Here is a 21,343-nt window from a genome sequence, read left to right as displayed (position 1 = left end):
GGCCGCACTGAGCGTGCCGATCAGTCGCCGAGGGGCACGGTGTGCGGGATGCGGAAGACATCGTCGCTGGACAAGTAGAGACTAGTGACATCCTCACCCGGCTGAAGCCGGGTGCTTCCTGATTGTTTTGTTCAAAGGTTTCGGCTCACGCGCTAACGACAAGGGGTCGATGACGACGGGTCTTGCCTTCCGCCGTAGGTCGTGGCCACAGGCTGTGCTCTCATCGAACGTCAGGTCGCGAGAGGTCGCCGCTGTCACGTCAGGCGTCTCCGCCGGCGATCAAAGCCTCGCGCGCGGCAAGAAAGGCGTCCTGCAGGGCTTTGTAGCCGTCCAGACCCTGAAGGCAGAAGCTGTTCAGAAACTGCCGTCCGGCGAAGAGCTTTCGGTCGACGGGGCTGAGCTCGGCTTGCGTGCAAACATCATCCCAGTTTGCTGCGATCTTTGTGATCTGCCCTTTGATCAGTTCGGCGGCTTCAGCTTCTTTCAGGTGATAGTCCGGCGCGGCGGCAAGGCACGTCGCAAGCGTGCTCATGCGGTTATCGCCTTTGATCAGCATGGCCTGCGTTGCTTCGTTGCCCGAGCGTCCCTGCGGGCAAATGTCGTATGCGGGCGTCAGGGTCAGCATCTTGCCGTCCCAGAAGGCCGCGTGGTTGCGTGCATGGTCGTCGGTATTCCCGCAGAGCACGTTGAAGCATATCCGTCCGTAAAGCTCTTTCAGCGTGTCCTTGGGATCGGTGAAGCGGCGGCGGATGATCTCGGCGAGGTCTTCGTAGGACGCGTAGCGTGCCATCATCTCGTCCAGACCAAGCATGGTCAGGGCTGACACCATCGCCTCGCGTGTCCAGCCATCCTTGGCGAGTGTGCGGTCGAAGCGCTCGATCAGTAGCACGTCTTTGCCCGCAGCTTTGGTGATCGACACCGGCGCTGCGTTCAGGCCGCACGCTGTTGCGAGTTTCATCGCGATGAACTCGGCCTTCACCACGCTGTGCGTGTCCGCACTCGATGAAAACTTCCCGATGAATTTCTTCTTGCCGTCGTCGATGAGCGCCTTGGGGCGCGCGCCGCCGATTGACGTGCCGTGATTGAGGGCCTGGTCGAGCGCGGGGGTGAGCGGCAATCCCTTTTCGATGAGTTCTGCAGCCGCCAGCAGCTCCTCAAGCGAGGCTTCTGCAGCGAGGCGCGGGACATACTCCGTTGCCGATGCCTGAAAATCGAGCGCACCAATGCGGTCAGACCCCGATTGCAGCAAGTAGGTGAGTTCGCTGATATCCGGAATGCCGGCAGCATCAGGCTTCTTGCTTGTCAGTCTGTTGATGATGACGCGGCGTCCCCAAGCGTCGGGCGAACCGTCCCGAATGCAGCTGGGCATAGACAGGCCGTTGATCGGCTCGATCACACCTTTGCGTAGCGGCAGTTCAGGGTCGTAAATCGGAATGGCGTCTTTGCGGCGCCGAAAACTGGCACCATAGGTGAAGAGCAGGCGATCACCGTCCTGATCAAGACGTCCTGCCACGACCGGCTCGGTTGCGCCAGGCAGCCACATCCAGACGAATGCTTCGGTTGCGTCAGCCTTAGAAGTCATCATCGACCTCTTTCACAGTGTGGCGGACGCTCTTGGGAAGCAGCGTGAGCTTTTCATCAAGGCGCGCGTTGTGCATTTGGATCGTGCGTTCGTCGTACTCGAACAGGCGCACGCCGACGAGCGAGGCGACCTCGAAGACGATGCCGATCTCGGGTCCTGGTGCACCCTTCTCGATGCTGTAGAGCGTCGTGCGGCTGATGCCGGCGCGGTCGGCCAGTTCCTGAGCCGTCAGGCCGCGCTCTGATCTGCCAATGCGGATCAGCTTGCCAAGCAGGGCCAGTGCTTGACGCGTTACTCTGGAATAGCTTCTCTTACGAGGCATCGCAGCCTCCTGTCATGTTCATTCAATTGTACGTTAAACCGCTTCACGTACAGTATTCTATACATCATGCCGCAGGAGAGGCTGCTCGGTCAAGTTTGTATCCATTTAAATGGACGTAAGTAGGCTGCGTCTCACGGTAGCGAGTCTAGAATGTCCAGTGGCGTGTGCAGGTCGGGCAAAAGCCTGCGGTCCAGGCCGGTCAACTCGCACATCCCGTCGGACCAGTTGGCCGTCCAGCCGCAAGAAGGTGATCGGGGTCAAGCCAGGGCCTGAAGAAGATCCCGGTTCTCGTCCATCACGATCTCCGCGGCTTCGAGCGCAGCGGCAACTGATGGGTCATGCGGAGTGATCTTGAGGCTGCCATCGTCGCCGCGCAGGACGAAGAGCGTATCGCCCTCCTTGGCATCAAGCATCGTCAGCATCTCGGTTGTGAGGGTCATGACCGCTGAGTTGCCGACCTTCCGGATCCTGGTTTTGATCATGGTTAGCCTCATTGCATATACGCAAGTGAATACACCTGTCGCTTTCTTTCAAGCTACACCATGCTTCGCCGGCCCGCACACTGCTGCGCGGCATGACGCAGGGCACCTGGGCGCGCTGGAAGGCCGGCGACATCGGACGTATCGGCCGCGACCTGCGAGCCAGGATGGCCATCCTGATCGGGGTCCACAAAGGACTGCGTTGTCTCTTTTCGGATCCTGCTCGAGGCTACGCCTGGATCAGGAAACCCAATTCGAGTTTCGATGGAATGAGTGGGCTCGACGTGATGATGCGCGGGGAGATGACCGATCTGATCGATCTGCACAGCTACCTCGATGCCGAGCGTGGCGCATGGTAGCTGCGCCGGTCCGGCACGTCGTCTGGCCACTTGTTCTTTTATTCCCCGACGGTAACCCTGCAGTCAGTCATTCAGGAGATAGGCCGTCAGGTTCTGATGGGCATGCAGGATGCGAATGATTTCGACGCGTTGTCCATGCTGGCGATAGATTACCAAATGCGCGCCGATCGGGTGAATCCGTACCGGAGGCGTGAACTCGTCGCGCTCCCGCGCCATTTCGGGGAAACTGGCGAGCAGGTCGAAGAGTGCAAAGAGACCATCCGCGTACCGGTTTGCCTGATCAACGCCCCACGTATCGGCACCAAAGCGCCAGATCCGCGAAAGGTCGACTTCGGCGGCGGGCCGAATAGACCAGCCGTCATTTTCCGGCATACTGGTCGAGCATTCGGGCCTTGAATTCATCACGATCCAGCGCAGTATCGGGACCACTAGCGAGGCCAGCGTCGATAGCACCCTGGATTTCGGCGATCGCCTCGGACCGTAAGCGGTCACGGCGGATCAGATCGCGCACATAGTCGCTTGAATTTGCGTACCGGCCCGACCTGGATTGCTCCTCGACCCAAGATTTCATGGGATCCGGCAACGAAATGTTCATTGTACCCATGTTCGTCTCCTTGATGTCCAAGCATATGGCAAACTTTGCCATTCCGCAAGCTACACTCCTCGAAGCGGTCAATCCGTTTCGATGCACATCGCATGCACCCGGAACTTGGGGCCGAGAGCTGCGGAGGCAATTAGCATTCTCGAGAACTCCTTTGCGTCCAATCGGATCACGATAGCACAGTTTCGTGCTGCTGTCGGAATTCGCCCGACAGGGCCATGCACATCCGCACCGGAAGCGCCTAGTCCAACTCCAGTTCCGCACCTTCGCGCGGCTTGGTCATGTCTGGATCGATCACCTCGATCTTAGTGAGATCCCAGACAGCCCAGGAAAGGGACGGCTTCCGTCCCTCGTACTGGTTCGCGTAGCAGATGGCGTCGTGGCCTTCCGCCTTCGCTGCCCCGATCTCGCGCGCCCAGCTCTCCGCGTCGCGGGGATCGTCGATGCGCTTGGAGTTCCGCGCGTGGAGCCGGACCTTGATCAGCCGGCCGCGCCAGCCGGACGGGTCGGGGGTCCGTGCCGCGAATGCCTCGATCGGGATCCGGCCGAGCTGCAGTGTCGCAGCGTGCGCCGCCGTTTCCATCGCGCCGAAATGAAGGCTCGAGGCCGGCACGTGGAATGTGTCGAACTCGGAGGAGGTGCCGGGAAGGTGCGGTCGTCGGCGGAAGCCGCAAGCCCCCTTCAGGGGATCATCTCGGTCGCGAGCCGGTACTCGAGAAGCTCTTCTTCGACCAGCAGGTAGATGTCATCGGGCGGTGTTCGCAGGCCAGGCACGATGACATGGGGATCGACTCCCATTGTCGCGTAGCCATTAACTGCGAGATTCGAAACTCAATGAAATCAACGGTCAGGCTTTGCCCTTAAGTATGAGATCTTGCCTTTAAATCTGAAAATTTTGCTTTTTAACGTGAGACAACGTTCACACCGAGAAATGCGGAGAAGCAGAGAAAACGCCGTCAGGGGACGGTAGAATCTCGTACTTAGGTGCAAAAGAAGGCTTCGAAAGCGCTGTGTCTCATCTTTAAGGGCAACGCGACACCGGCCAAGCCGCCAGGCAGGACGTGTTCGAGTACATCGACCTGTTCTACAACCCGAAGCGCAAGCACACGAACAACGGCTTGCTGTCGCCCGTTAATTTCGAGATCAGACAGCGGAAACTGAACAAGGCAGGCGTCTAGGAAATTTAGGGCACCTCGCTGTCGCGGTGTATCCGACGCCTCAATACGACCTTGCCACTCTCATCAAGCCCGATCAAGGTGCAACTATTCTTGCCGAGATCAATCCCGAGGACCACAATACTCATGGTTCGCTCCTCCATACTTTGAACATTAACCGCTTACACCAGCGTCGACGGGAGGGCGGGCCATCCATAAAAGGGGATGTGGACAATGGCTGCATGGGCCGCTCCCAGGGCGGGCTGACGACCAAGATCCACGCCCTCGTCGATGCGGCAGGTCGGCCGGTGCAGCTCTCGCTCACTCCGGGCCAGGCCGGCGACGCGCCCGAAGCGGTGCCGCTGATGGCAGATATCGGCTCCGGCGCACCCTTATAGCGGATCGCGCCTATGACACGAACGCGATCCGCAATCATGCTGAAGCTGCCGGGATCTGGGCGAACATACCGCCCCGCTCGATCCGGCAGCAGAGCTTTCGGTTCAGCAGGTGGGTCTATCGCCAGCGCAACCTCGTCGAGCGTTTCTTCAACCGGATCAAGCGGTTCCGAGGCCTCACCACCCTATACGACCGCAGGTCCGACAACATCCTTGCCGCCCTCAAGCTCGTGTTGATCCGCATCGGGCTTGCCGATCTATGAGCCCGCGCCTTAGGCTCCTGCCACGCGGCTGCACCTAGTTGGTTCCTGTCGAAGGAAACCTTGAGCCATTCTCAAAAGCATCCGGCGCTTGAGTTCACACGCTGCGGGATCGTTCCAAAGGTTCTTTGTCTCGTATGCATCGTCCTCTAGATTGAACAGTTCCCCATACTCGGCACTTCGATAAATGGTGATCTTCGCATCCTGTTCCACGTAGGTCACCGCGTGAGGCATCTCGGGGTTGTGGCGGTTCTCGCAGATCGCGAAGTCACGCACTGCAGCGCCTCCGCGCCAGGTCGCGAGTTGCGGTCTTCCCTGGTAGATGTCGTGGGGTGCCGCCCCGCTGGCCTGTAGGAAGGTCGGGGTTAGGTCGACAAGGCTCTGGATCGCGTCAGAGCATGCCCCGGCCGGAACTTGGCCGGGCCAACTGGCGATGAAGGGCACGCGCAGCATATCCTCGTAATGGAACGGCCCCTTGGCGATTAGGCCGTGCTGGCCCAGAAAATGGCCGTGGTCGGTAGTGAACACGATCAGCGTGTTCTCGGTCAGTCCATGGGCATCGAGGTGATCCAGCAGTCTCCCGATCTGCTGGTCCATGAAGCTGATCATTCCGCAATACACGGCCATGTCCTTGCGCAACTCCTCCTCGGGGTAGAGGTGGCTCTGGCAGCCATGCGCCGTGTGCGGAACATGCCAGTCGCCGAAATCCGGGTTCTCGGTCTGTGTCATCCCGAAATGCGGCGGGTTGAGGTCATGCTCGCCCGGCGAAACCGTGCCGGGCTGCATGTCGGCGGGATCGTACATCGAGGCCCATGGCTCGGGCACGGTATAAGGCGGGTGCGGGTCGGGAAAACTGGTCCACAGGAGAAACGGCTTGTCCTCGGCCCCGGCGCGGTCGATGGCGGCCAGCGAGCGGTCGGTGATCCAGCGCGTGTAGTGCAGGTCCTCGGGCAGGGCCCAGGCACGGTCCGCGCGGGTGAATCCCGGCCCGGCATCGGACAGGCGCGGAGCCTTGGAGGAGACGTGGTTCGGCAGCGGCTGAAAATAGTCACGCCAGTCGCTCAGGCCCTGGTCTTCCAGCCAGGCGGCATAGTGCTGCCCGACATGGGATTCGTCGGTATGACAGCGCACCAGCTCGACATGGTCGAAGCCGTAATAGGGGCCGGTGAAGTCCCGCCAGAAGGCAATGTCGCGCAGCTCGGGCTGCTTTTCCAGCGAGATGGGGCCGCCAAGCGGCTCGAAATGAGCCTTGCCGATCAGCGAGGTCGCGTAGCCCGCCTGTGACAGCAGGCCGCCGACGGTGGGCGTTTCCGGGTCCAGCCGCACGCCGATGGTCCACGCCCCATGGTGCGAGGGCATCAGCCCGGTGATGATCGATGCGCGCGACGGCGTGCAGACCGGGTTCGGGCAATAGGCCCGGTCGAACCGTGTGCCCGCGGCGCACAGCCGGTCGAGGTTCGGCGTGTGGATGCGGTCGTTGATGACACCGAGCGTGGAGTAATGCTGCTGGTCCGTGGTGATCAGCAGGATATTGGGACGGTCGGGGTGCTGTGCGGTCATGGTACCTGTTCCAGCCTAGTGGGCTATTGCAAGGGCGGCGCGGGGTTGGCGCACGCGCCGCCGGTATTCGGCTGGTGTTACCGGGTGGTGCGCGCCGAACGCCTCATAGAAGCACGAGAGCGAGCGATAGCCGCTGTCCATCGCCACCGTCAGGATCTTGCGGTCGGTTCCGGCCAGCAGGGCGCAGGCATGTGTGACGCGGACCTGGTTCAGGTGTTCCTTGATCGGAACGCCCATTACGCGCTTGAACAGGGTCATCGCATATCGCGGCGACAGGTCCGCGTGTTCGGCCACGTCCGTCACGGTGATTGGCGCGGTGAAATTGTCCGAGATGAAGCGCAGCATCGTTTCGACATGCAGCATCGAGCGCCCCTTGCCCGCCAGCGCGTTCGGCCCCGAGGCGCCGTCGCGCAGCAGGCTCCAGTCCTCCAGTGCCATGCGGCGCACACGGTTGGCCAGTTCCTCGACCATCAGCGCGCGCAGCTTGGGGTCGTCCGAGGCGCAGTCATCCGCCCAGCGGTCGAACAGCAACTGGTCGATCCGGGCCGCCCGCGCATTGGTCACGACCGCGCCGGACAACAGCGCATCGATGAAGTCCAGCGGCAGGGACCAGCGGAAGAACTGTGCCAGCGAGACGTAGAAGTTGACGATCCGGCCGTCGCCCTCGACCCGTATCACCTTGTGCGGTGCTGCCCCCCAGAACATCGTCGGGTGGCCCGGTTCCAGCCGCACGGTCTGGCCCGAGAACGAGTATTCCATCGCGCAGTCATGGAGGAAGTTGATCTCGATCGACGCATGGTGGTGATAGGGGTGCGGGGACGGGTAGGGCCGGTGCCGTTCCATGATGACGGCTGACGGATCGGGCACCAGACGCGGCGCGGCGAACTCCAGAAATCCTTCAGCGGCATGACGCTCGCCATGCTCCATGATCTTCCCCCCAATGACTTTTTTTATACCCCGCCAGCGTAGATCGGGTTTGGCCTGTCGCGCAATGGTTGCGGAGGTTTCCGGAACACTATCGGATATTTCCGGAAACCCCCGCACGGGTTCAGGCGACTGCCTTGCGCGCTTCGGCACCCAGCCAGTCGGGCAGCCATTGGGCGTTGGTCTCGATCATGCGGTCCATCAGCCGCCAGATCTGATCGAGGTCCAGTTCGGCCGCAGTGTGCGGGTCCATCATTGCGGCGTGATAGACATGCTCGCGGTTCCCGGTCATCAGCGCCTCGACCACCAGTTCCTGAACATTGACGTTCGAGCGCATGATCGCGGCAAGCTGCGGGGGAAGGTCGCCGATCACGGTCGGCTGGATGCCGTTGCTGTCGACCAGGCAGGGCACCTCCACCGCGCAGCCCTCGGGCAGGTTGGTGATCAGCCCGTCATTGCGGACGTTGCCGTAGATGACCGAGGGCGTGTCGGTCCAGATCGAGTTGATGATCGACGAGGCGTACTCGTTGCTTTTGCCCAGGTCCATCGTCTCGGAGTTGCGCAGTTCCTCGAGCTGGGCCGCCCAGCGGGCCTTGTTGTCGCGCAGCCGCTGCGGGTACTCGTCCAGCGGAATCCGGAACGTTTCCAGCAGGTCGGGGCGGTCGCGCTTGATGAACCATGGCGTGTACTCGGCGAAGTGCTCGGAGCTTTCGGTGACGTAATAGCCAGTGCGCTTGAGCATCTCGTAGCGGACCCGGTTCTCGCAGCGCTCCATCTCGCGGGTGACCGGCAGGCGGCCTTCGGCATAGCCTGCCTGAAGGTCGGGATAGAGGTCGCGGTAGCTGCCGTCGGGCTGCCGATGCTCGAAGTTCAGGTAGAAGGCGATGTGGTTGATGCCTGCGCAGCGATAGCGGATGTCAGCGATGTCCAGGCCCAGGTCCTTGGCCAACAGCTTGGCCGTGCCCTGGACCGAGTGGCACAAGCCGACCTGCCGGATCTTGGGGAACCGCCGGGCGATCGCCCAGGTGTTGATCGCCATCGGGTTGACGTACTGTAGAAGCTGCGCGTCGGGGCAGACTTCGGTCATTGTCTGGCAGATGTTCCACAGGTGCGGGACGGTGCGCAGCCCGCGCATGATGCCGCCGACGCCCATGGTGTCGGCGATGGTTTGGCGCAGGCCGAATTCCTTGGGCACTTCGAAATCGTCGATCGTCCGGTCATAGCCGCCGATCTGGAACGTGGTGATGACGAAATCCGCGCCGTCCAGTGCCGGGCGCAGGTCGGTGTGCGTGCTGTAGGTCGCCCCGGTGCCCAGCATCCGGATCAGCTTGTCGACTACGAGTTCGGATTCGCCCAGCCGGGTCTTGTCGATATCCATCAGGGCGATGTGCGCGCCGGCCAGTGCTTCGCGTTGCAGGACGTCGCCGACGATGTTCTTCATGAAGACGGTAGAGCCCGCCCCGACGAATGCGATCTTTGGTGATTTGGTCATGTTCGATCCTCGTGTGAAATGGATTGGGGCACCGTCGCCAGCCTAGGGCGCGGGGCGCCTGCGCTGCTTCCGCCCCGCGGCGCAGCGTTTCCGGAAACCGGAAGGATGGTCATGCCGCGACCACGTTTAATGCGGCGTCGATCAGGCGGCGGGTATAGTCGGTCTGCGGGGCGTCCATGACGCGGTCGGTCGGGCCAAACTCGACCACCTTGCCGTTCTGCATGACGATCACGTTGTGACAGAGCGCGCGGACGACCTTCAGGTCGTGGCTGATGAACATGTAGCTGAGCCCGCGCTTGCGCCGCAGGTCGCGCAGCAATTCGATGATCTGCGCCTGGATAGATAGGTCCAGCGCCGAGGTCGGCTCGTCCAGCAGGATGAACTCCGGCTCCAGCGCGATGGCGCGGGCGATGGCCAGGCGTTGGCGTTGCCCGCCCGAGAATTCATGCGGAAAGCGGTCCATGCAGTCGTGCGGCATGTTCACGTCGGTCAGCGCCTGGCGCACGCGGGCGCGCCGTTCGGCCGCGTTGCCCATGCCGTTGACGATCAGCCCTTCCTCGATGATCTGGCTGATGATCATGCGCGGGTTGAGCGACGAGAACGGGTCCTGGAACACGACCTGGATGCGCGGGCGCAGGGGCTTCAGCGCGCGCCGGTCCAGTCCGTCGATGCGCTGGTCGTGGAAACGGATGGCGCCGGTGGACAGGTTGCTCAGCCGGATCATCGCCATTCCCAGCGTGCTTTTCCCCGAGCCGCTTTCGCCCACGATACCCAGTGTCTCGCCCGCGTGGATCGTGGCCGAGATGTCATCGACCGCCACCAGCTGCCGCTTGTGCCGCCCGAACAGGCCGCCGGATTTCAGGGTGAACGCGACGCGCAGGCTTTCGGCTGACAGCACCGGCGGCGGGGCCGGGGGCAGGGGATCGGGACGCCCGCTGGGTTCCGAGGCCAACAGGTGCCTGGTGTAGGGGTGTTGCGGTGCGCTGAAGACCGTGTCGGTCGGGCCGCTTTCGACCACCTCGCCATAGCGCATGACCACCATCCGGTCCGAGGTCTGGCGCACCACCGTCAGGTCGTGGGTGATCAGGATGACCGCCATGTGGTGCCGCCGTTGCAGGTCCTTGAGCAGGGTCAGGATCTCGGATTGGACGGTGACGTCCAGCGCCGTGGTCGGTTCGTCCGCGATCAGCAGGTCGGGATTGTTGGCCAGCGCCATCGCGATCATCACCCGCTGGCGCTGACCGCCCGACATCTCGTGCGGGTACTGGTCATAGCGCGCGGCGGGGTCCGGCAGGCGGACTTCCTCGAACAGGCGCACCACCTCGGCGCGGGCCTTCGTGCGCGACATGGGGCGGTGAAAGCGGATCATCTCGGCCACCTGGTCGCCGACGCGGTAGACCGGGTTCAGGCTGGTCAGCGGTTCCTGAAAGATCATCGAGATCCGGTCGCCGCGCAGTTCCTGCAACTGCGGCTCGGGCAGGGTGTCGATGCGCTGGCCGCGGAAGGTGATGCTGGTGTCCGACCCGACGCGGGCGTTGCGGGCCAGCATCCCCATGATGGCGCGGGCCGTCACCGACTTGCCCGAGCCGCTTTCGCCGACGACGGCCAGGGTTTCGCCGCGCCGGACATCGTAGCTGACGCCGCGCACGGCGTTGACGGTGCCCGCGGCGGTGCGGAAATCCACCACCACGTCACGGACGCTGAGAACGGTATCGTCTTTCGGATCAGTCATTGGAATACGGGTCCATTGCATCGCGCAGGCCATCGCCGAACGCGTTGAAGGCCAGAACGGACAGGACGATCATGCCCACGGGCGCCATCAGCCAGGGCGCGGCGCTGAACGACTGGAAATCGCGCACCTGGTTCAGCATGCTGCCCCAACTGACCAGTGGCGGCTGCACGCCAAGACCCAGGAAGGACAGGAAGCTTTCCACCAGGATCACGTGCGGCAGCTGGTAGGTCGCCCAGACGATGATGTGCGAGGTCGTGTTCGGTACGATATGGCGCAGGATCACCCGCTGGTCCGAGGCCCCTACGGCCACTGCCGCCCGGACGTATTCCAGCGACCGCATCGACATCACCTTGCCCCGCAGTTCGCGGGCCAGGCTGGCCCAGCGGAACAGGATCAGGATCATGGCGAACATGAAGAAGACCTGCATCGGCTCGGCCCGACGCGGCAGGACCGCCGCCAGCGCCAGGTAGAGCGGCAATTCCGGGAAGGACTGGACGAACTCGATGAAGCGCTGGATCAGGTTGTCGACCGCGCCGCCTAGGTAGCCCGAGGTCACGCCCATCAGCGTCCCGATCACGCAGGCCACGCCCATCACCGAGAACGCCATCAGCAGGGTCAGCCGCGTGCCGTGGACCATGTTCGACAGAACGTCCCGGCCCAGGTTGTCGGTGCCCAGGAAGTGGACTGGTTGGCCATCGGCCCCGCCGACCAGATGCCGATCGAAGCTCAGCCCCAGGAATTGCCAGCTATCGCCCTGCACGAAAAGCGCCAGGTCGACCCGCCGGCCGACGCTGGGCTGGAAGGTGATCTCGAAGGTTTCGTCGTCCATCACTTCTTCGAAGCCCAGGACATGTGGGCGGGTCAGGCCGTTCTCGCCGAAGAACCGAACCTTCTGGGGGGGCGAATAGATCGCCGCCGCGTCCTTGGTCTGCGGCGCATAGGGGGCCAGAAAGCCCGCAAAGACCGCCGTCAGCAGGATTGCCAGCGACACGACCATCCCGGCCATGCCATAGGCGTTCCGGCGGAAGCGTCGCCGCACAAGCTGCCAGTAGGACAGCGACGTGCCGCGATATTCGGCGTTCAGCGCGGGATCGGCGGTCAGACCGCTGTCCGCGGCCACGAGGGTGGAGCCGTCATCGTGCATCTCAGGCCTTTCCGAACATTTCGCGGCGCACGCGCGGATCGACCAGCGCAAGCAGCATGTCGCCAAGCAGGTTGCCGATCACCAGCAGCGTCGCGACCATCAGGACGATGGCCGCCAGCACGTACATGTCGCGGTCCGCGACCGAGCTGAGGATCAGCGGACCCAGGGTCGGCACGCCCAGCACGATCGCGATCTCGATCTCGCCCTGGACCATGTAGCTGAAGCGCGACCCGGTATCCGAGATGATCGCGTGCAGCGCATTGGGGGCGGCGTGGCGGAACAGCACGCTGCGCCGGGACAGCCCCTTGGCGCGGGCGGTCTCGATGTACTGCATGTTCATCACGTCCAGCATGTTCCCGCGCATCACGCGCAGCGTGTAGGCCTGCCCGGCCCAGACCGAGATCAGGATGATCGGCCAGACGTGCAGGAAGAAATCCCACAGCTTGCCGAACGAGAAATGGTCCTGAAGGATGTATTCCGGCGACTGAAGCGCGCCGATGTAGGGCGAGTGCCATACGAAGGCGAGCAGGTAGAGCAGCACCAGCGATACGACGAATTTCGGGATCACCACGCCCATGAAGGCGAACACCGTCGCCAGCGTGTCGCCCAGCCGGTACTGGTTAGCAGCGGCATAGATGCCAAGCAGGATGCCGATCGACTGGCCGATGATGATGGCGATCAGTGCCAGCAGGATCGTGCGCGGCAGGCGCAGGCCGATCACCTCGGTCACGGGGCGGTTGTGGGCGAAGGACATGCCGAAATCGCCGTGCAACAGGATGTTCTTCATCCAGGTCACGTACTGGACCGGCAGCGGCTGGTTCAGGCCGTACCGTTCACGCATTTCCGCGACCTGCGGGGCGATTTCCTCTTCGGACAGGCCGGTCATCGCCATCGTCTTGCCGGCCCAGGCATCGACGAAATCGCCGGGCACCAGGTTGATGATCGAAAAGGCCACGATCGAGATGCCGATCAGCAGGGGGATCGCCGACAGCAGCCGTTCGGCCAGGAATTTCAGGAATGCCATGTTGTGCCTTCGGAACGGAGGGGCCGGGCGGCGCGGGGCCGCCCGGCGGATGCGGGATCAGTACTCGGCGATGGTGCCGGGCAGGATCTCGTCAAGCTGGTCGGCCTTCGCCGTCCACAGGCGTTCGCGGATCACCCCGTCCTCGGCCCACTGGAACAGGAAGACCGGCGTGCCCGGGTGGGCGTTGCGGATCCGCTTGTTCACCAGCAGGGCGGCAGGCGTCTGGATCGTGCCGATCGTATAGACGTTCTGCGTCAGCAGTTCCTGCATCCGCTGGACGATCTGGATCTTTTCGGCCGGCGCGCTGGTCGCCAGGAAGTCGGCATAGAGCGCGCCCAGTTCGACCTCGAAGTCCATCGTGTCGCGCGGCTGGTCGCCGGCCTGGTGATGCAGCGGGCACTTGTCACTGATCGGCAGGTGGCGGCAGGTCTTGTCGGTCGGGTTGGTGAAGTTCTCGCGCTTGAGTATCGCGTTGAACGTCCCGCCGTTCAGCATCGCCTCGACCGCGGACTCGTCGCTGGGCTTGGGCAGCACGCGAATGCCGACCTCGGCCAGTTGCGAGGCGACGGCGTCGACCTGCTTGCGGTCCTCGGGGCGGGTGGTGCGGTAGACCATGTCGATGGTCAGATCCTCGCCGCCGTCGGGCAGGTTGCGAATGCCGTTCCCGTCGCTGTCGGTCAGGCCAAGCCCGTCCAGAAGGGCGTTGGCCTTGTCCTGGTCGTAGGACTGAAACTCGGAATGTTCCTTGCTGTAGTAGGGAGAACCGGTCAGGAACCCTGCCACGTAGGGATAGGCGAACGGGCCACGGGCGACCGCCTGGCCGATGGCGTCGCGGTTCAGCGCGTGGCTGATCGCCTTGCGGAAATCGAGTTCGCGGAACACCGTGCGAAGCTGCTGGTCATAGGGATCGTCCGCTTCCTTGGCGGCATAGTTCAGTTCGATCCGCCAGCCCATCGTGCGGGGGCCGAACTTCGCGTCGACCGGCGCATCCTCGCTGCGCGACTGTTTCAGCGCCTCGACGTAGTTGGCCGGGTTCTCCATGTTCGAGAAATCCCCGGTGCCGGCCACGGCCTGCGTGGTGCGGTCGTCCCAGGTGGTCAGCTTGTAATGCGTTTCGTTGTGATAGGGCAGCTGGTTCCCGGCCTCGTCCACCTTCCAGTAATAGGGGTTGCGGCGCATCACGACCAGTTCGTCAGGCTTGTGCACCACAGGCACGAACGCCCCCATGACCGGGACGGGCAGGCTGTCGGCGGGCATTGCCTCGCGGTAGTCGTTGTAGGTCTTGTCCGGGTTGTAGCGGGGGTGGTGATCCTTCAGCCAGTGGCTCGGTCCCGGGCAACCCTGGATGTAGGCCAGCGCCTCGAGCGTCGCAGTGCCCTGGATTTTCCGGAAACTGAACTTGAAGGTGTAGTCGTCGATCACGGTCAGGACCGTGCCCTCGCCCAGGGTGCCCGGCTTCATGCGCGCGGTTACGTTGGGATCCTCGACGTTGTCCTCCCACCAGAAGCGGATGTCCTCGGTATCGAAGGGGTCACCGTCAGACCATTTCGCGCCCTCGATCAGGTGCATGGTCAGCTCGGTCCTGTTCTCGTTCCACTCCCACGACTTTGCGAGGTTTGGCAGAGGACCAGTCTGTTCTTCAGCCTTGATCTGCCAGCGGGGCCCTTGCCGTACAAGGCATTCCTGGACGGTCATGTCGATTCCGCCCCATCCCGCATTCTGCCCTGCCAGCCAGTTCCAGCCCTCGGGGCGGCCGCCGATCACGTGCCGGAACACGCCGCCAAACTCCCCGATCCCGTCCGACATCGCACCGGTCTTGAAGACGAGCGGTTCTTTCGGAAGACGGTCCTCCAGCGGCGGAAGTTTCCCCTCTGCGACCTGCTGATCCAGGAACGGCGCTTGGGAGTAGCTGTCGAGTGCCTTGTACTCGTAAAGATCGTCGATGCCGATCAGCTCGTACTCGAGGCTTGCTAGGCTCTTCTCTTCGGGCATCGGGTCTGCCGCCGCGGGTGCCGCTGGCAAGCCGAGCAGGCTGAAGCCGGTCAGCAGCTTCGTCGCCCAGAATAGTCGGTGATCCATCTGTTCCTCCCAAGAATTTTTATTGGAAAGGAATGTGTGTCTCTACCACACGCCACGCTTCCTGCCTCGCATGAATTAGTTCCGGAAACATCCGGCGCATGTGGGCGTCGCTCGGTCCGACACCCGCAGGGCGATCGAGTTTCGCGCCGACCGGTCAATGACGCATGTCGCCGAACCGGCTGCCCCCGATGACCAAACCAATGATGGACCTGCGTACGCTGGTAGAGAAGAGCGCGGATGCCGACCTGCTTCGCGAGATGATCGGCTTTGCTGCCGAGAGGCTGATGGAGCTGGAGGTCGGCGCCAAGACCGGTGCTGACTATTGCGAGAAGAGCAGCGAGCGCTTAGCGCAGCGTAACGGCTATCGCGGCCGGGACTGGCAGACCCGGGCCGGCAGCGTCGAGCTGCGCATCCCGCGCCTGCGCACCGGCTCCTATTTCCCCTCGTTCCTCGTTCCTCGAGCCGCGGCGCTCGGTTGAGAAAGCCCTGACCGCCGTGATCCAGGAAGCCTATGTCCATGGCGTCTCGACGCGCTCGATGGACGACCTGGTGCAGGCCATGGGTGGCACAGGGGTATCCAGGAGCCAGGTCAGCCGCCTGTGCGAGGAGATCGACGAGCGTGTGGACGCCTTCCTGACGCGACCTATCGAGGGCGAATGGCCCTACCTCTGGATCGATGCAACCTACCTCAAGGTGCGCCAGGGCGGGCCGATCGTATCCGTGGCGGTCACACTGGCAGTGGGCGTCAACACCAACGGCAGGCGCGAGGTTCTGGGCATGGCGATCGGCGCCTCCGAGGCGTTCGGCGGGGCGGCCGTCCACCGGACGCCCGCTTGTTCCGCCTTACCCTTCTGGACTGAGTTCCTAAGTGACCTCGTCTGCCGTGGCCTCGGCGGCGTGAAGCTTGTGATCAGCGTTGCGCATGAGGGCATCAAGGCTGCCACCGCTCGGGTCCTGCCCACAGTACACGCGATGTCGAGTGTGCCGCCAAAGCGAAGCGACTTCTGCATCAAATCGCAACGACCAGGTTCAAGACATCACGCATAGCACGCTACAGGGACTACCGGGTCAGGCTCTGAGGGGCTGTAGACGTGCGCTCGTATCGCGTCGAAAGTCTGACGGGCTTTGTCCCGTGTGCTTTCGGAACATGCGGTTGAAGTTCGACAGCGAGCCGAAACCGCTGCGCATGGCGATGTCCAGCACACCATCCTCTCCGCGCAACAGCAAGGCCTGTGCATAGGACAGGCGCAGCAGCAGGACATACTGGTTCAGCGTCATGCCGGTGGATTTCCGAAAGACGCTCATCGCGTACTTGGGATGGATCTGTGCCGAACTGGCGATGCTGATCGCATCGATCTCGTCCCGGAAATGGTCGGCCATGTATTCCAGCATCGAGCCGATCCGGTCGAAGCTCTGCTGGTCCGGGGCCTCGGTTCGCGTATCCCCGGCGCCGGGCGGGGTCAGCAAACGGTGCGGCGCGAGCACCAGTCGCTCGATCCGCAGCAGCAATTCCTCGCTGGCGATCACCCGCTTCTCGCGATGGTCCGAGCGCAGGTAGTCGCACCAGCGAGCAAAGGCCAGCCGATCCTCGTCCTGCGCCTCGCCCGTAACCAGCGCGCCGCCATGCATGAGCGTGTCGCGCAGCGTTTCGGGCAGCCGCAGCCGGAAGAACTGCATCAGCGGCAGGTGGATCGCCTCCATCTCGCCGTCGGGGGCACAATCGGCCAGCCGGTGCGGCAACCCGCCCCAGAACACCGCGACATGGCCCTGGGGTACAGTCAGGTCGAAGCCGTGCATCTGGTAGTGGACGTCGCCGCGCCTTGCGTAGTTCACCTCGATCTGGGCGTGCCAGTGCTGCGTGGCCATGATCGCCGGACGACCGCGGCCCAAGATGATCTCGTTCGGAAGCCGCTCGACGGTGCTTTCCGCCGGGTCCCACAATCTTTTCTCGACGATCTTACGATCCGGTGAGTTCGTGTTCCCTTGTGGCAAGACGGGGCCTTTGCGATGGGGCATGTTCACGTTCACAACATCATAACATGCCTGCGGAGGAACCACGACATGAAACGACTCACCGCCTGCGCCGTGGCCGCGCTGAGCCTTGCCGGGCAAGGCGCTGCCGCCCAGACCGAGATCACTGTCTGGGGCTGGGGCGTCGCCGCCAAGGCGCTCGATGCGACGGTCGCCGGGTTCAACGCGCAGCATCCCGACATCAAGGTGACGGTAGAGAACCTCGGCTACTCGCAGGTGAAAAGCCGGGTCCTGGCCGCCTGTGCCGCTGGCGGGACCGGGTTGCCGGACGTGTTCCAGTTCCAGAACATCGAGATGGAACTGATCAGCGCCCAGTTCCCCGATTGCGCAGCCGACCTCGTGCCGCTGGGCTTCACCGAGGATCACGCCGCGAACTTCCCCGATTTCAAGATGGCCGCGCTGCGCGATGGCGACCGCGTCATCGGCATGCCCTGGGACACCGGGCCCGCCGTCCTGTTCTACCGCCGCGATTTCTTCGAGAACGCCGGCGTGGACCCGGAAGGCATCGTCACCTGGGACGACTTCCACGCAGCGGGCGTGAAGATCATGGAGGCCAATCCCGGCGTCACCATGTCCAACGACAACCTCAACGGCGGCGCGGAATGGTTCCGCATGATCTCGAACGAGCAGGGCTGCGGCTATTTCTCGGAGGATGGCGAAAGCATCACTGTCAGCCAGCCGGGCTGCGTCGCCGCGCTCGAGGTACTGGGGCGCATGGTCAACGACGGGCTGGTGACGGCGGGTGATTTCGGCGAGCGGGTGCAGAACTCGGCCGCCGGAGTGGTCGCCACGCAGATGAACGGCGCCTGGTTCGATGGCACGCTGCGTGATAACGTTCCCGAGGATCATGAAGGTAAATGGGGCGTCACTCTGATGCCGACGGTCGCGGAAGGCGGCAGCCGCGCTGCGAACGTGGGTGGATCCCTGCTGGCGATTGCCGGGAACAGCGACCAGAAGGACGCCGCCTTCCAATACCTGTCCTACACGCTCGGCACCAACGAGGGGCAGATCACCATGCTGCGCGAGTACGGGCTGGTTCCCTCGCTTCTGAGCGCACTCGAGGATCCCTACATCGCCGAACCGCGCCCGTTCTACGGCGGCCAGAAGGTGTGGGAACTGATCCTCGGCCGGCTGGAGCATATCCGTCCGGCGACCGGCACGCCCTTCTTCGGCGACGCCGACCAGGTGATCCAGGCCACGCAGATCGCCTATATCAACGGCGAGTACGACAGCGCCCAGGAGGCGCTGGACGAAGCTGCCAAGCAAATCAGCTTCGCCACCGGCCTGCCCGTCGCCGAATGATCGCGGGCTGAACCGCTCGATCCGTCCATAAACGGGCGCCGCCGCTGCGGCGGGGCGCCCGGTTCTCATAACGAAATCAGGCCCGATACATGCGATACCGCACGGCAGCGGCATACGGTTTCCTTGCACCCTACCTGGCGATCTTCGCCGTGTTCTGGTGCTGGCCGATCCTCTACTCGTTTTTCCTGTCCTTCCTCTCCACCCGGCGCGCCCCGTGGAGCTGGAACCCCGGCATGACCTGGGGCAGGGTGGTGCAGGATCCGGCATACTGGAACGCGCTCGAGAACACGCTGACGATCCTGGTGATCCAGGTCCCGGTCATGCTGACGCTGGCGACGCTTCTGGCAGTGCTGCTGAACTCGCCGCTGCTGAAGGCACGGGGGCTGATGCGCTTTGCCTTCTTCGCCCCGGTCGTCATCGGCGAGGCCGCCTATGCCGCAGTCTTCCGGCTGATGTTCAACGCCGAATTCGGCATCGTGAACAAGATATTCGAGGGCGTGGGGCTGCCCGCGCTCAACTGGTTCGGCGATCCCGATGCGGCGATGGCCGTCATCATCGTCGCCGTGACCTGGCGCTGGGTCGGCTACAACGCGATCATCATCCTGGCGGGCCTGCAATCCATCCCCGAGGATGTCTACGAGGCCGCGACCCTCGACCGGGTCAGCCCGCGCCAGCAGTTTCTGCACATAACCCTGCCGTTGCTGCGCCCGATCATCCTGTTCTGCCTGGTGCTCTCGGTCATCGGCTCGATGCAGATGTTCGTCGAACCCTACCTGATCACCAACCAGGGCGGCCCCGGCGGCGGAACCGAGACGCTTGGTCTCTACCTTTACCGGCAGGGCTTCCTGAACCTGAACTTCGGCTACGCCTCGGCCATCGCCTACACGATCGCGATGCTGGCCGTCGCCATCGCCGCCCTCAACCTCTGGCTTGGAAGGGACCGCGCATGAGATCCCGAAGCGCAAACCGGCGCACCCAGTCGCTCGCCATCCATGCGGTGCTGGTGCCGCTGGCCATCGTCTGGCTGTTCCCGATCTGGATGATGGTCGTCTTCGCCACGATGGGTGACGAGGGGATCTTCAGCCCCAGGATCGAGCTGATCCCCCACGGTGAGTTCCTGTCGAACTTCCGCAAGCTCCAGGGCGACCTGGATTTCGTCCGCACCATCTTCGTTTCGGTCGTCGTCGCCAGTATCTACACCGTTCTGTCGATGGCGCTGACCTCGATGGCGGGCTGGGCACTGGCGCGCTATCGCTTTCACGGCAAGGTGGCCGTGGTGGCGATCATCCTGGGTACAATGACGCTGCCCTATTTCGTCGTGGTTATCCCACAGTTCATCATGGTGGCCCGCGATTTCGGCCTCAGCGACACATGGGTCGCGCTGATCGTGCCGCCGCTGTTCAACTCGCTCGGCGTGCTGTTCATGCGGCAGGCCTTCTCGATGATGCCGGCGGACCTGTTCGACGCCGCGCGGGTCGAGGGTGTCAGCGAGTGGAAGATCTTCCTGCACGTCGCGCTGCCAATGGCCAAGCCGACGCTGGCAGCACTGGGGATCATCCTGTTCCTGCACTCGTGGAACAACTACCTCTGGCCGCTGCTGATCGCCAACGACCCGCGGATGATGACCGCGCCGGTCGCGCTCGGCTCGCTGATCGGCATCACCGAGGTCAGCTGGGGCGGTATCATGGTCGGGGCGGTGCTGCTGACCGCGCCCATGCTGGCGGTCTTCGTGTTCCTGCAACGCTATTTCATGGCCGGCATCACCGCCGGCGCGGTCAAGTAGAAGGGGGGCGACATGGCATCCGTGACGCTTCGCGACCTGCGCAAGGTCTATGGCAACCACCCCGTGATCCACGGCGCCGACCTCGAGGTACCGGACGGCGAGTTTACCGTCTTCGTCGGCCCCTCGGGCTGCGGCAAGTCCACGCTGCTGCGCATGATCGCAGGGCTCGAGGACATCTCGGGCGGCGAGCTGCAGATCGACGGGCAGCGCATGAACGACACCCAGCCCGGGGATAGGGGCGTGGCGATGGTCTTTCAAAGCTACGCGCTCTATCCGCATATGAGTGTCGAGGGGAACATGTCCTTCGGCATGCGCATGACCGGCCACGACAAGGCGGACACCCGGTCCCGCGTCCGCGCCGCCGCCGACGTGCTGCAGCTGGGCGCACTGCTGGACCGGCTGCCCAAGGCGCTTTCCGGGGGGCAGCGGCAGCGCGTCGCCATCGGCCGGGCCATCGTGCGCAAACCGGGCGTGTTCCTGTTCGACGAGCCGCTGTCCAACCTCGACGCCGAACTGCGCGTCAAGATGCGTGTCGAAATCGCCCGCCTGCATGGCGAGTTGGGCGCGACGATGATCTACGTCACCCACGACCAGACCGAGGCGATGACTCTCGCCGACCGGATCGTCGTGCTGCGCGACGGCAGGATCGAGCAGGTCGGCGCACCGCTCGAGCTTTACCAGCGCCCCGTGAACCGCTTCGTGGCAGGGTTCATCGGCTCTCCGACGATGAACTTCTTCGACGCGCTGGTGACAAGCGGCGGCATTCGGCTGACCGGACATCCCGAGTGCACGCTCTCGCTTCCGCAGGCCGCGCGGCTGGACGATGGCGCGCGTGTCACCCTGGGGATCCGTCCCGAGCATTTCGCACCCGGACCGCTGCCCACGGGCAACCTGACGCTGAGTGTCGATGTCGTCGAACGGCTGGGCGCGACCAGCTACGCCTACGCCGAGACCCGCGGCGAGGCGCCGGTGATCGTAGCGCGTCCCGAGGATGCCGGAAACGACGCCCCCGGCGATAGCATCACCGTCGGCATCCGTCCCGACCGCGCGCATCTCTTCGACAAGGACGGCACCCGCATCGGCTGACCCGGCCGCACATCCCAGACCCCCGGCGCCGCCC

At 63.6% G+C, this 21,343-nt stretch carries 19 protein-coding genes and 4 pseudogenes; 8 read left to right on the top strand and 15 right to left on the bottom strand.

Annotation, left to right across the window (positions count from 1 at the left end; all coding sequences use genetic code 11):
- Positions 1 to 259: 259 nt before the first annotated feature.
- The 3 genes from ACW9UR_RS24380 to ACW9UR_RS24370 form a co-directional block, all read right to left on the bottom strand.
- Positions 260 to 1,582, bottom strand: coding sequence for a type II toxin-antitoxin system HipA family toxin (locus tag ACW9UR_RS24380; RefSeq protein ID WP_458919680.1), 1,323 nt, complete (start codon positions 1,580 to 1,582; stop codon positions 260 to 262).
- A complete protein-coding gene (locus tag ACW9UR_RS24375) occupies positions 1,572 to 1,904 on the bottom strand; it encodes a helix-turn-helix transcriptional regulator (RefSeq protein ID WP_458919679.1) in 333 nt (110 codons plus the stop codon). Before ACW9UR_RS24375 ends, ACW9UR_RS24380 begins: the two co-directional genes overlap by 11 nt.
- 257 nt (positions 1,905 to 2,161) lie before the next feature.
- The gene (locus ACW9UR_RS24370; protein ID WP_458919678.1) at positions 2,162 to 2,386 is read right to left on the bottom strand and encodes an AbrB/MazE/SpoVT family DNA-binding domain-containing protein; all 225 of its coding nucleotides are present in this window, start codon (positions 2,384 to 2,386) and stop codon (positions 2,162 to 2,164) included.
- A 92-nt stretch (positions 2,387 to 2,478) separates the two neighbouring features.
- On the opposite strand from ACW9UR_RS24370, the gene ACW9UR_RS24365 reads away from it, so the two are divergent.
- Positions 2,479 to 2,742 (top strand): antitoxin Xre/MbcA/ParS toxin-binding domain-containing protein, encoded by a 264-nt coding sequence (locus ACW9UR_RS24365; RefSeq protein ID WP_458919677.1) that lies wholly within the window; start codon positions 2,479 to 2,481, stop codon positions 2,740 to 2,742.
- A gap of 63 nt (positions 2,743 to 2,805) precedes the next feature.
- Here ACW9UR_RS24365 and ACW9UR_RS24360 read toward each other — a convergent pair whose 3' ends face one another.
- The 3 genes from ACW9UR_RS24360 to ACW9UR_RS24350 all read right to left on the bottom strand — a co-directional run bounded on the left by ACW9UR_RS24360 (position 2,806) and on the right by ACW9UR_RS24350 (position 3,956).
- Positions 2,806 to 3,114, bottom strand: coding sequence for a type II toxin-antitoxin system RelE/ParE family toxin (locus tag ACW9UR_RS24360; protein WP_458919676.1), 309 nt, complete (start codon positions 3,112 to 3,114; stop codon positions 2,806 to 2,808).
- The gene (locus ACW9UR_RS24355; protein WP_458919675.1) at positions 3,101 to 3,346 is read right to left on the bottom strand and encodes a type II toxin-antitoxin system ParD family antitoxin; all 246 of its coding nucleotides are present in this window, start codon (positions 3,344 to 3,346) and stop codon (positions 3,101 to 3,103) included. The genes ACW9UR_RS24360 and ACW9UR_RS24355 overlap by 14 nt, the downstream gene beginning before the upstream one ends.
- Positions 3,347 to 3,584: 238 nt before the next feature.
- Positions 3,585 to 3,956, bottom strand: coding sequence for a hypothetical protein (locus tag ACW9UR_RS24350; protein WP_458919674.1), 372 nt, complete (start codon positions 3,954 to 3,956; stop codon positions 3,585 to 3,587).
- A 430-nt stretch (positions 3,957 to 4,386) separates the two neighbouring features.
- On the opposite strand from ACW9UR_RS24350, the pseudogene ACW9UR_RS24345 reads away from it, so the two are divergent.
- Positions 4,387 to 4,521: pseudogene (locus tag ACW9UR_RS24345) on the top strand (IS3 family transposase); the annotation flags it as partial.
- Positions 4,522 to 4,532: 11 nt separating this feature from the next.
- Here the strand turns inward: ACW9UR_RS24345 and ACW9UR_RS24340 are convergent.
- Positions 4,533 to 4,646, bottom strand: a pseudogene (locus tag ACW9UR_RS24340) (IS110-like element ISMmg1 family transposase); the annotation flags it as partial.
- 30 nt (positions 4,647 to 4,676) lie between these two features.
- On the opposite strand from ACW9UR_RS24340, the pseudogene ACW9UR_RS24335 reads away from it, so the two are divergent.
- Positions 4,677 to 5,155: pseudogene (locus ACW9UR_RS24335) on the top strand (IS5 family transposase); the annotation flags it as partial.
- 9 nt (positions 5,156 to 5,164) lie between these two features.
- Here ACW9UR_RS24335 and ACW9UR_RS24330 read toward each other — a convergent pair.
- The 7 genes from ACW9UR_RS24330 to ACW9UR_RS24300 form a co-directional block, all read right to left on the bottom strand.
- A complete protein-coding gene (locus ACW9UR_RS24330) occupies positions 5,165 to 6,712 on the bottom strand; it encodes a sulfatase family protein (RefSeq protein WP_458919673.1) in 1,548 nt (515 codons plus the stop codon).
- Between the two features lie 15 nt (positions 6,713 to 6,727).
- Entirely contained in the window at positions 6,728 to 7,639 is a 912-nt protein-coding gene (locus ACW9UR_RS24325) for a helix-turn-helix domain-containing protein (protein ID WP_458919672.1), read from the bottom strand.
- A 121-nt stretch (positions 7,640 to 7,760) separates the two neighbouring features.
- Positions 7,761 to 9,128, bottom strand: a complete 1,368-nt coding sequence (melA, locus tag ACW9UR_RS24320; protein WP_458919671.1) for an alpha-galactosidase — start codon at positions 9,126 to 9,128, stop codon at positions 7,761 to 7,763.
- Positions 9,129 to 9,237: 109 nt separating this feature from the next.
- The gene (locus tag ACW9UR_RS24315) at positions 9,238 to 10,860 is read right to left on the bottom strand and encodes an ABC transporter ATP-binding protein (RefSeq protein ID WP_458919670.1); all 1,623 of its coding nucleotides are present in this window, start codon (positions 10,858 to 10,860) and stop codon (positions 9,238 to 9,240) included.
- Positions 10,853 to 12,004 carry an ABC transporter permease gene (locus tag ACW9UR_RS24310; protein WP_458919669.1) on the bottom strand — a complete coding sequence of 384 codons (1,152 nt, stop codon included), beginning with the start codon at positions 12,002 to 12,004 and terminating at the stop codon, positions 10,853 to 10,855. Before ACW9UR_RS24310 ends, ACW9UR_RS24315 begins: the two co-directional genes overlap by 8 nt.
- Position 12,005: 1 nt before the next feature.
- Complete coding sequence (locus ACW9UR_RS24305) at positions 12,006 to 13,028, bottom strand: ABC transporter permease (RefSeq protein WP_458919668.1); 1,023 nt, start codon at positions 13,026 to 13,028, stop codon at positions 12,006 to 12,008.
- 57 nt (positions 13,029 to 13,085) lie between these two features.
- The gene (locus tag ACW9UR_RS24300) at positions 13,086 to 15,107 is read right to left on the bottom strand and encodes an ABC transporter substrate-binding protein (protein ID WP_458919667.1); all 2,022 of its coding nucleotides are present in this window, start codon (positions 15,105 to 15,107) and stop codon (positions 13,086 to 13,088) included.
- Between the two features lie 188 nt (positions 15,108 to 15,295).
- On the opposite strand from ACW9UR_RS24300, the pseudogene ACW9UR_RS24295 reads away from it, so the two are divergent.
- Positions 15,296 to 16,064 (top strand): annotated as a pseudogene (locus tag ACW9UR_RS24295) (IS256 family transposase); the annotation flags it as partial.
- A gap of 111 nt (positions 16,065 to 16,175) precedes the next feature.
- On the opposite strand, the gene ACW9UR_RS24290 reads toward ACW9UR_RS24295, so the two are convergent.
- The gene (locus ACW9UR_RS24290) at positions 16,176 to 17,123 is read right to left on the bottom strand and encodes a helix-turn-helix domain-containing protein (RefSeq protein ID WP_458919666.1); all 948 of its coding nucleotides are present in this window, start codon (positions 17,121 to 17,123) and stop codon (positions 16,176 to 16,178) included.
- A gap of 45 nt (positions 17,124 to 17,168) precedes the next feature.
- On the opposite strand from ACW9UR_RS24290, the gene ACW9UR_RS24285 reads away from it, so the two are divergent.
- The 4 genes from ACW9UR_RS24285 (at position 17,169) to ACW9UR_RS24270 (ending at position 21,309) form a co-directional block, all read left to right on the top strand.
- Entirely contained in the window at positions 17,169 to 18,440 is a 1,272-nt protein-coding gene (locus tag ACW9UR_RS24285) for an ABC transporter substrate-binding protein (RefSeq protein WP_458919665.1), read from the top strand.
- 89 nt (positions 18,441 to 18,529) lie between these two features.
- Positions 18,530 to 19,390, top strand: a complete 861-nt coding sequence (locus ACW9UR_RS24280) for a carbohydrate ABC transporter permease (protein WP_458919664.1) — start codon at positions 18,530 to 18,532, stop codon at positions 19,388 to 19,390.
- Complete coding sequence (locus ACW9UR_RS24275; protein ID WP_458919663.1) at positions 19,387 to 20,223, top strand: carbohydrate ABC transporter permease; 837 nt, start codon at positions 19,387 to 19,389, stop codon at positions 20,221 to 20,223. The genes ACW9UR_RS24280 and ACW9UR_RS24275 overlap by 4 nt, the downstream gene beginning before the upstream one ends.
- 12 nt (positions 20,224 to 20,235) lie before the next feature.
- Complete coding sequence (locus ACW9UR_RS24270) at positions 20,236 to 21,309, top strand: ABC transporter ATP-binding protein (protein ID WP_458919662.1); 1,074 nt, start codon at positions 20,236 to 20,238, stop codon at positions 21,307 to 21,309.
- The last annotated feature ends 34 nt before the right edge of the window (positions 21,310 to 21,343 follow it).

Source organism: Halovulum sp. GXIMD14794 (genome assembly GCF_054457455.1).
This window is presented reverse-complemented; position numbering and strand designations above follow the sequence as displayed.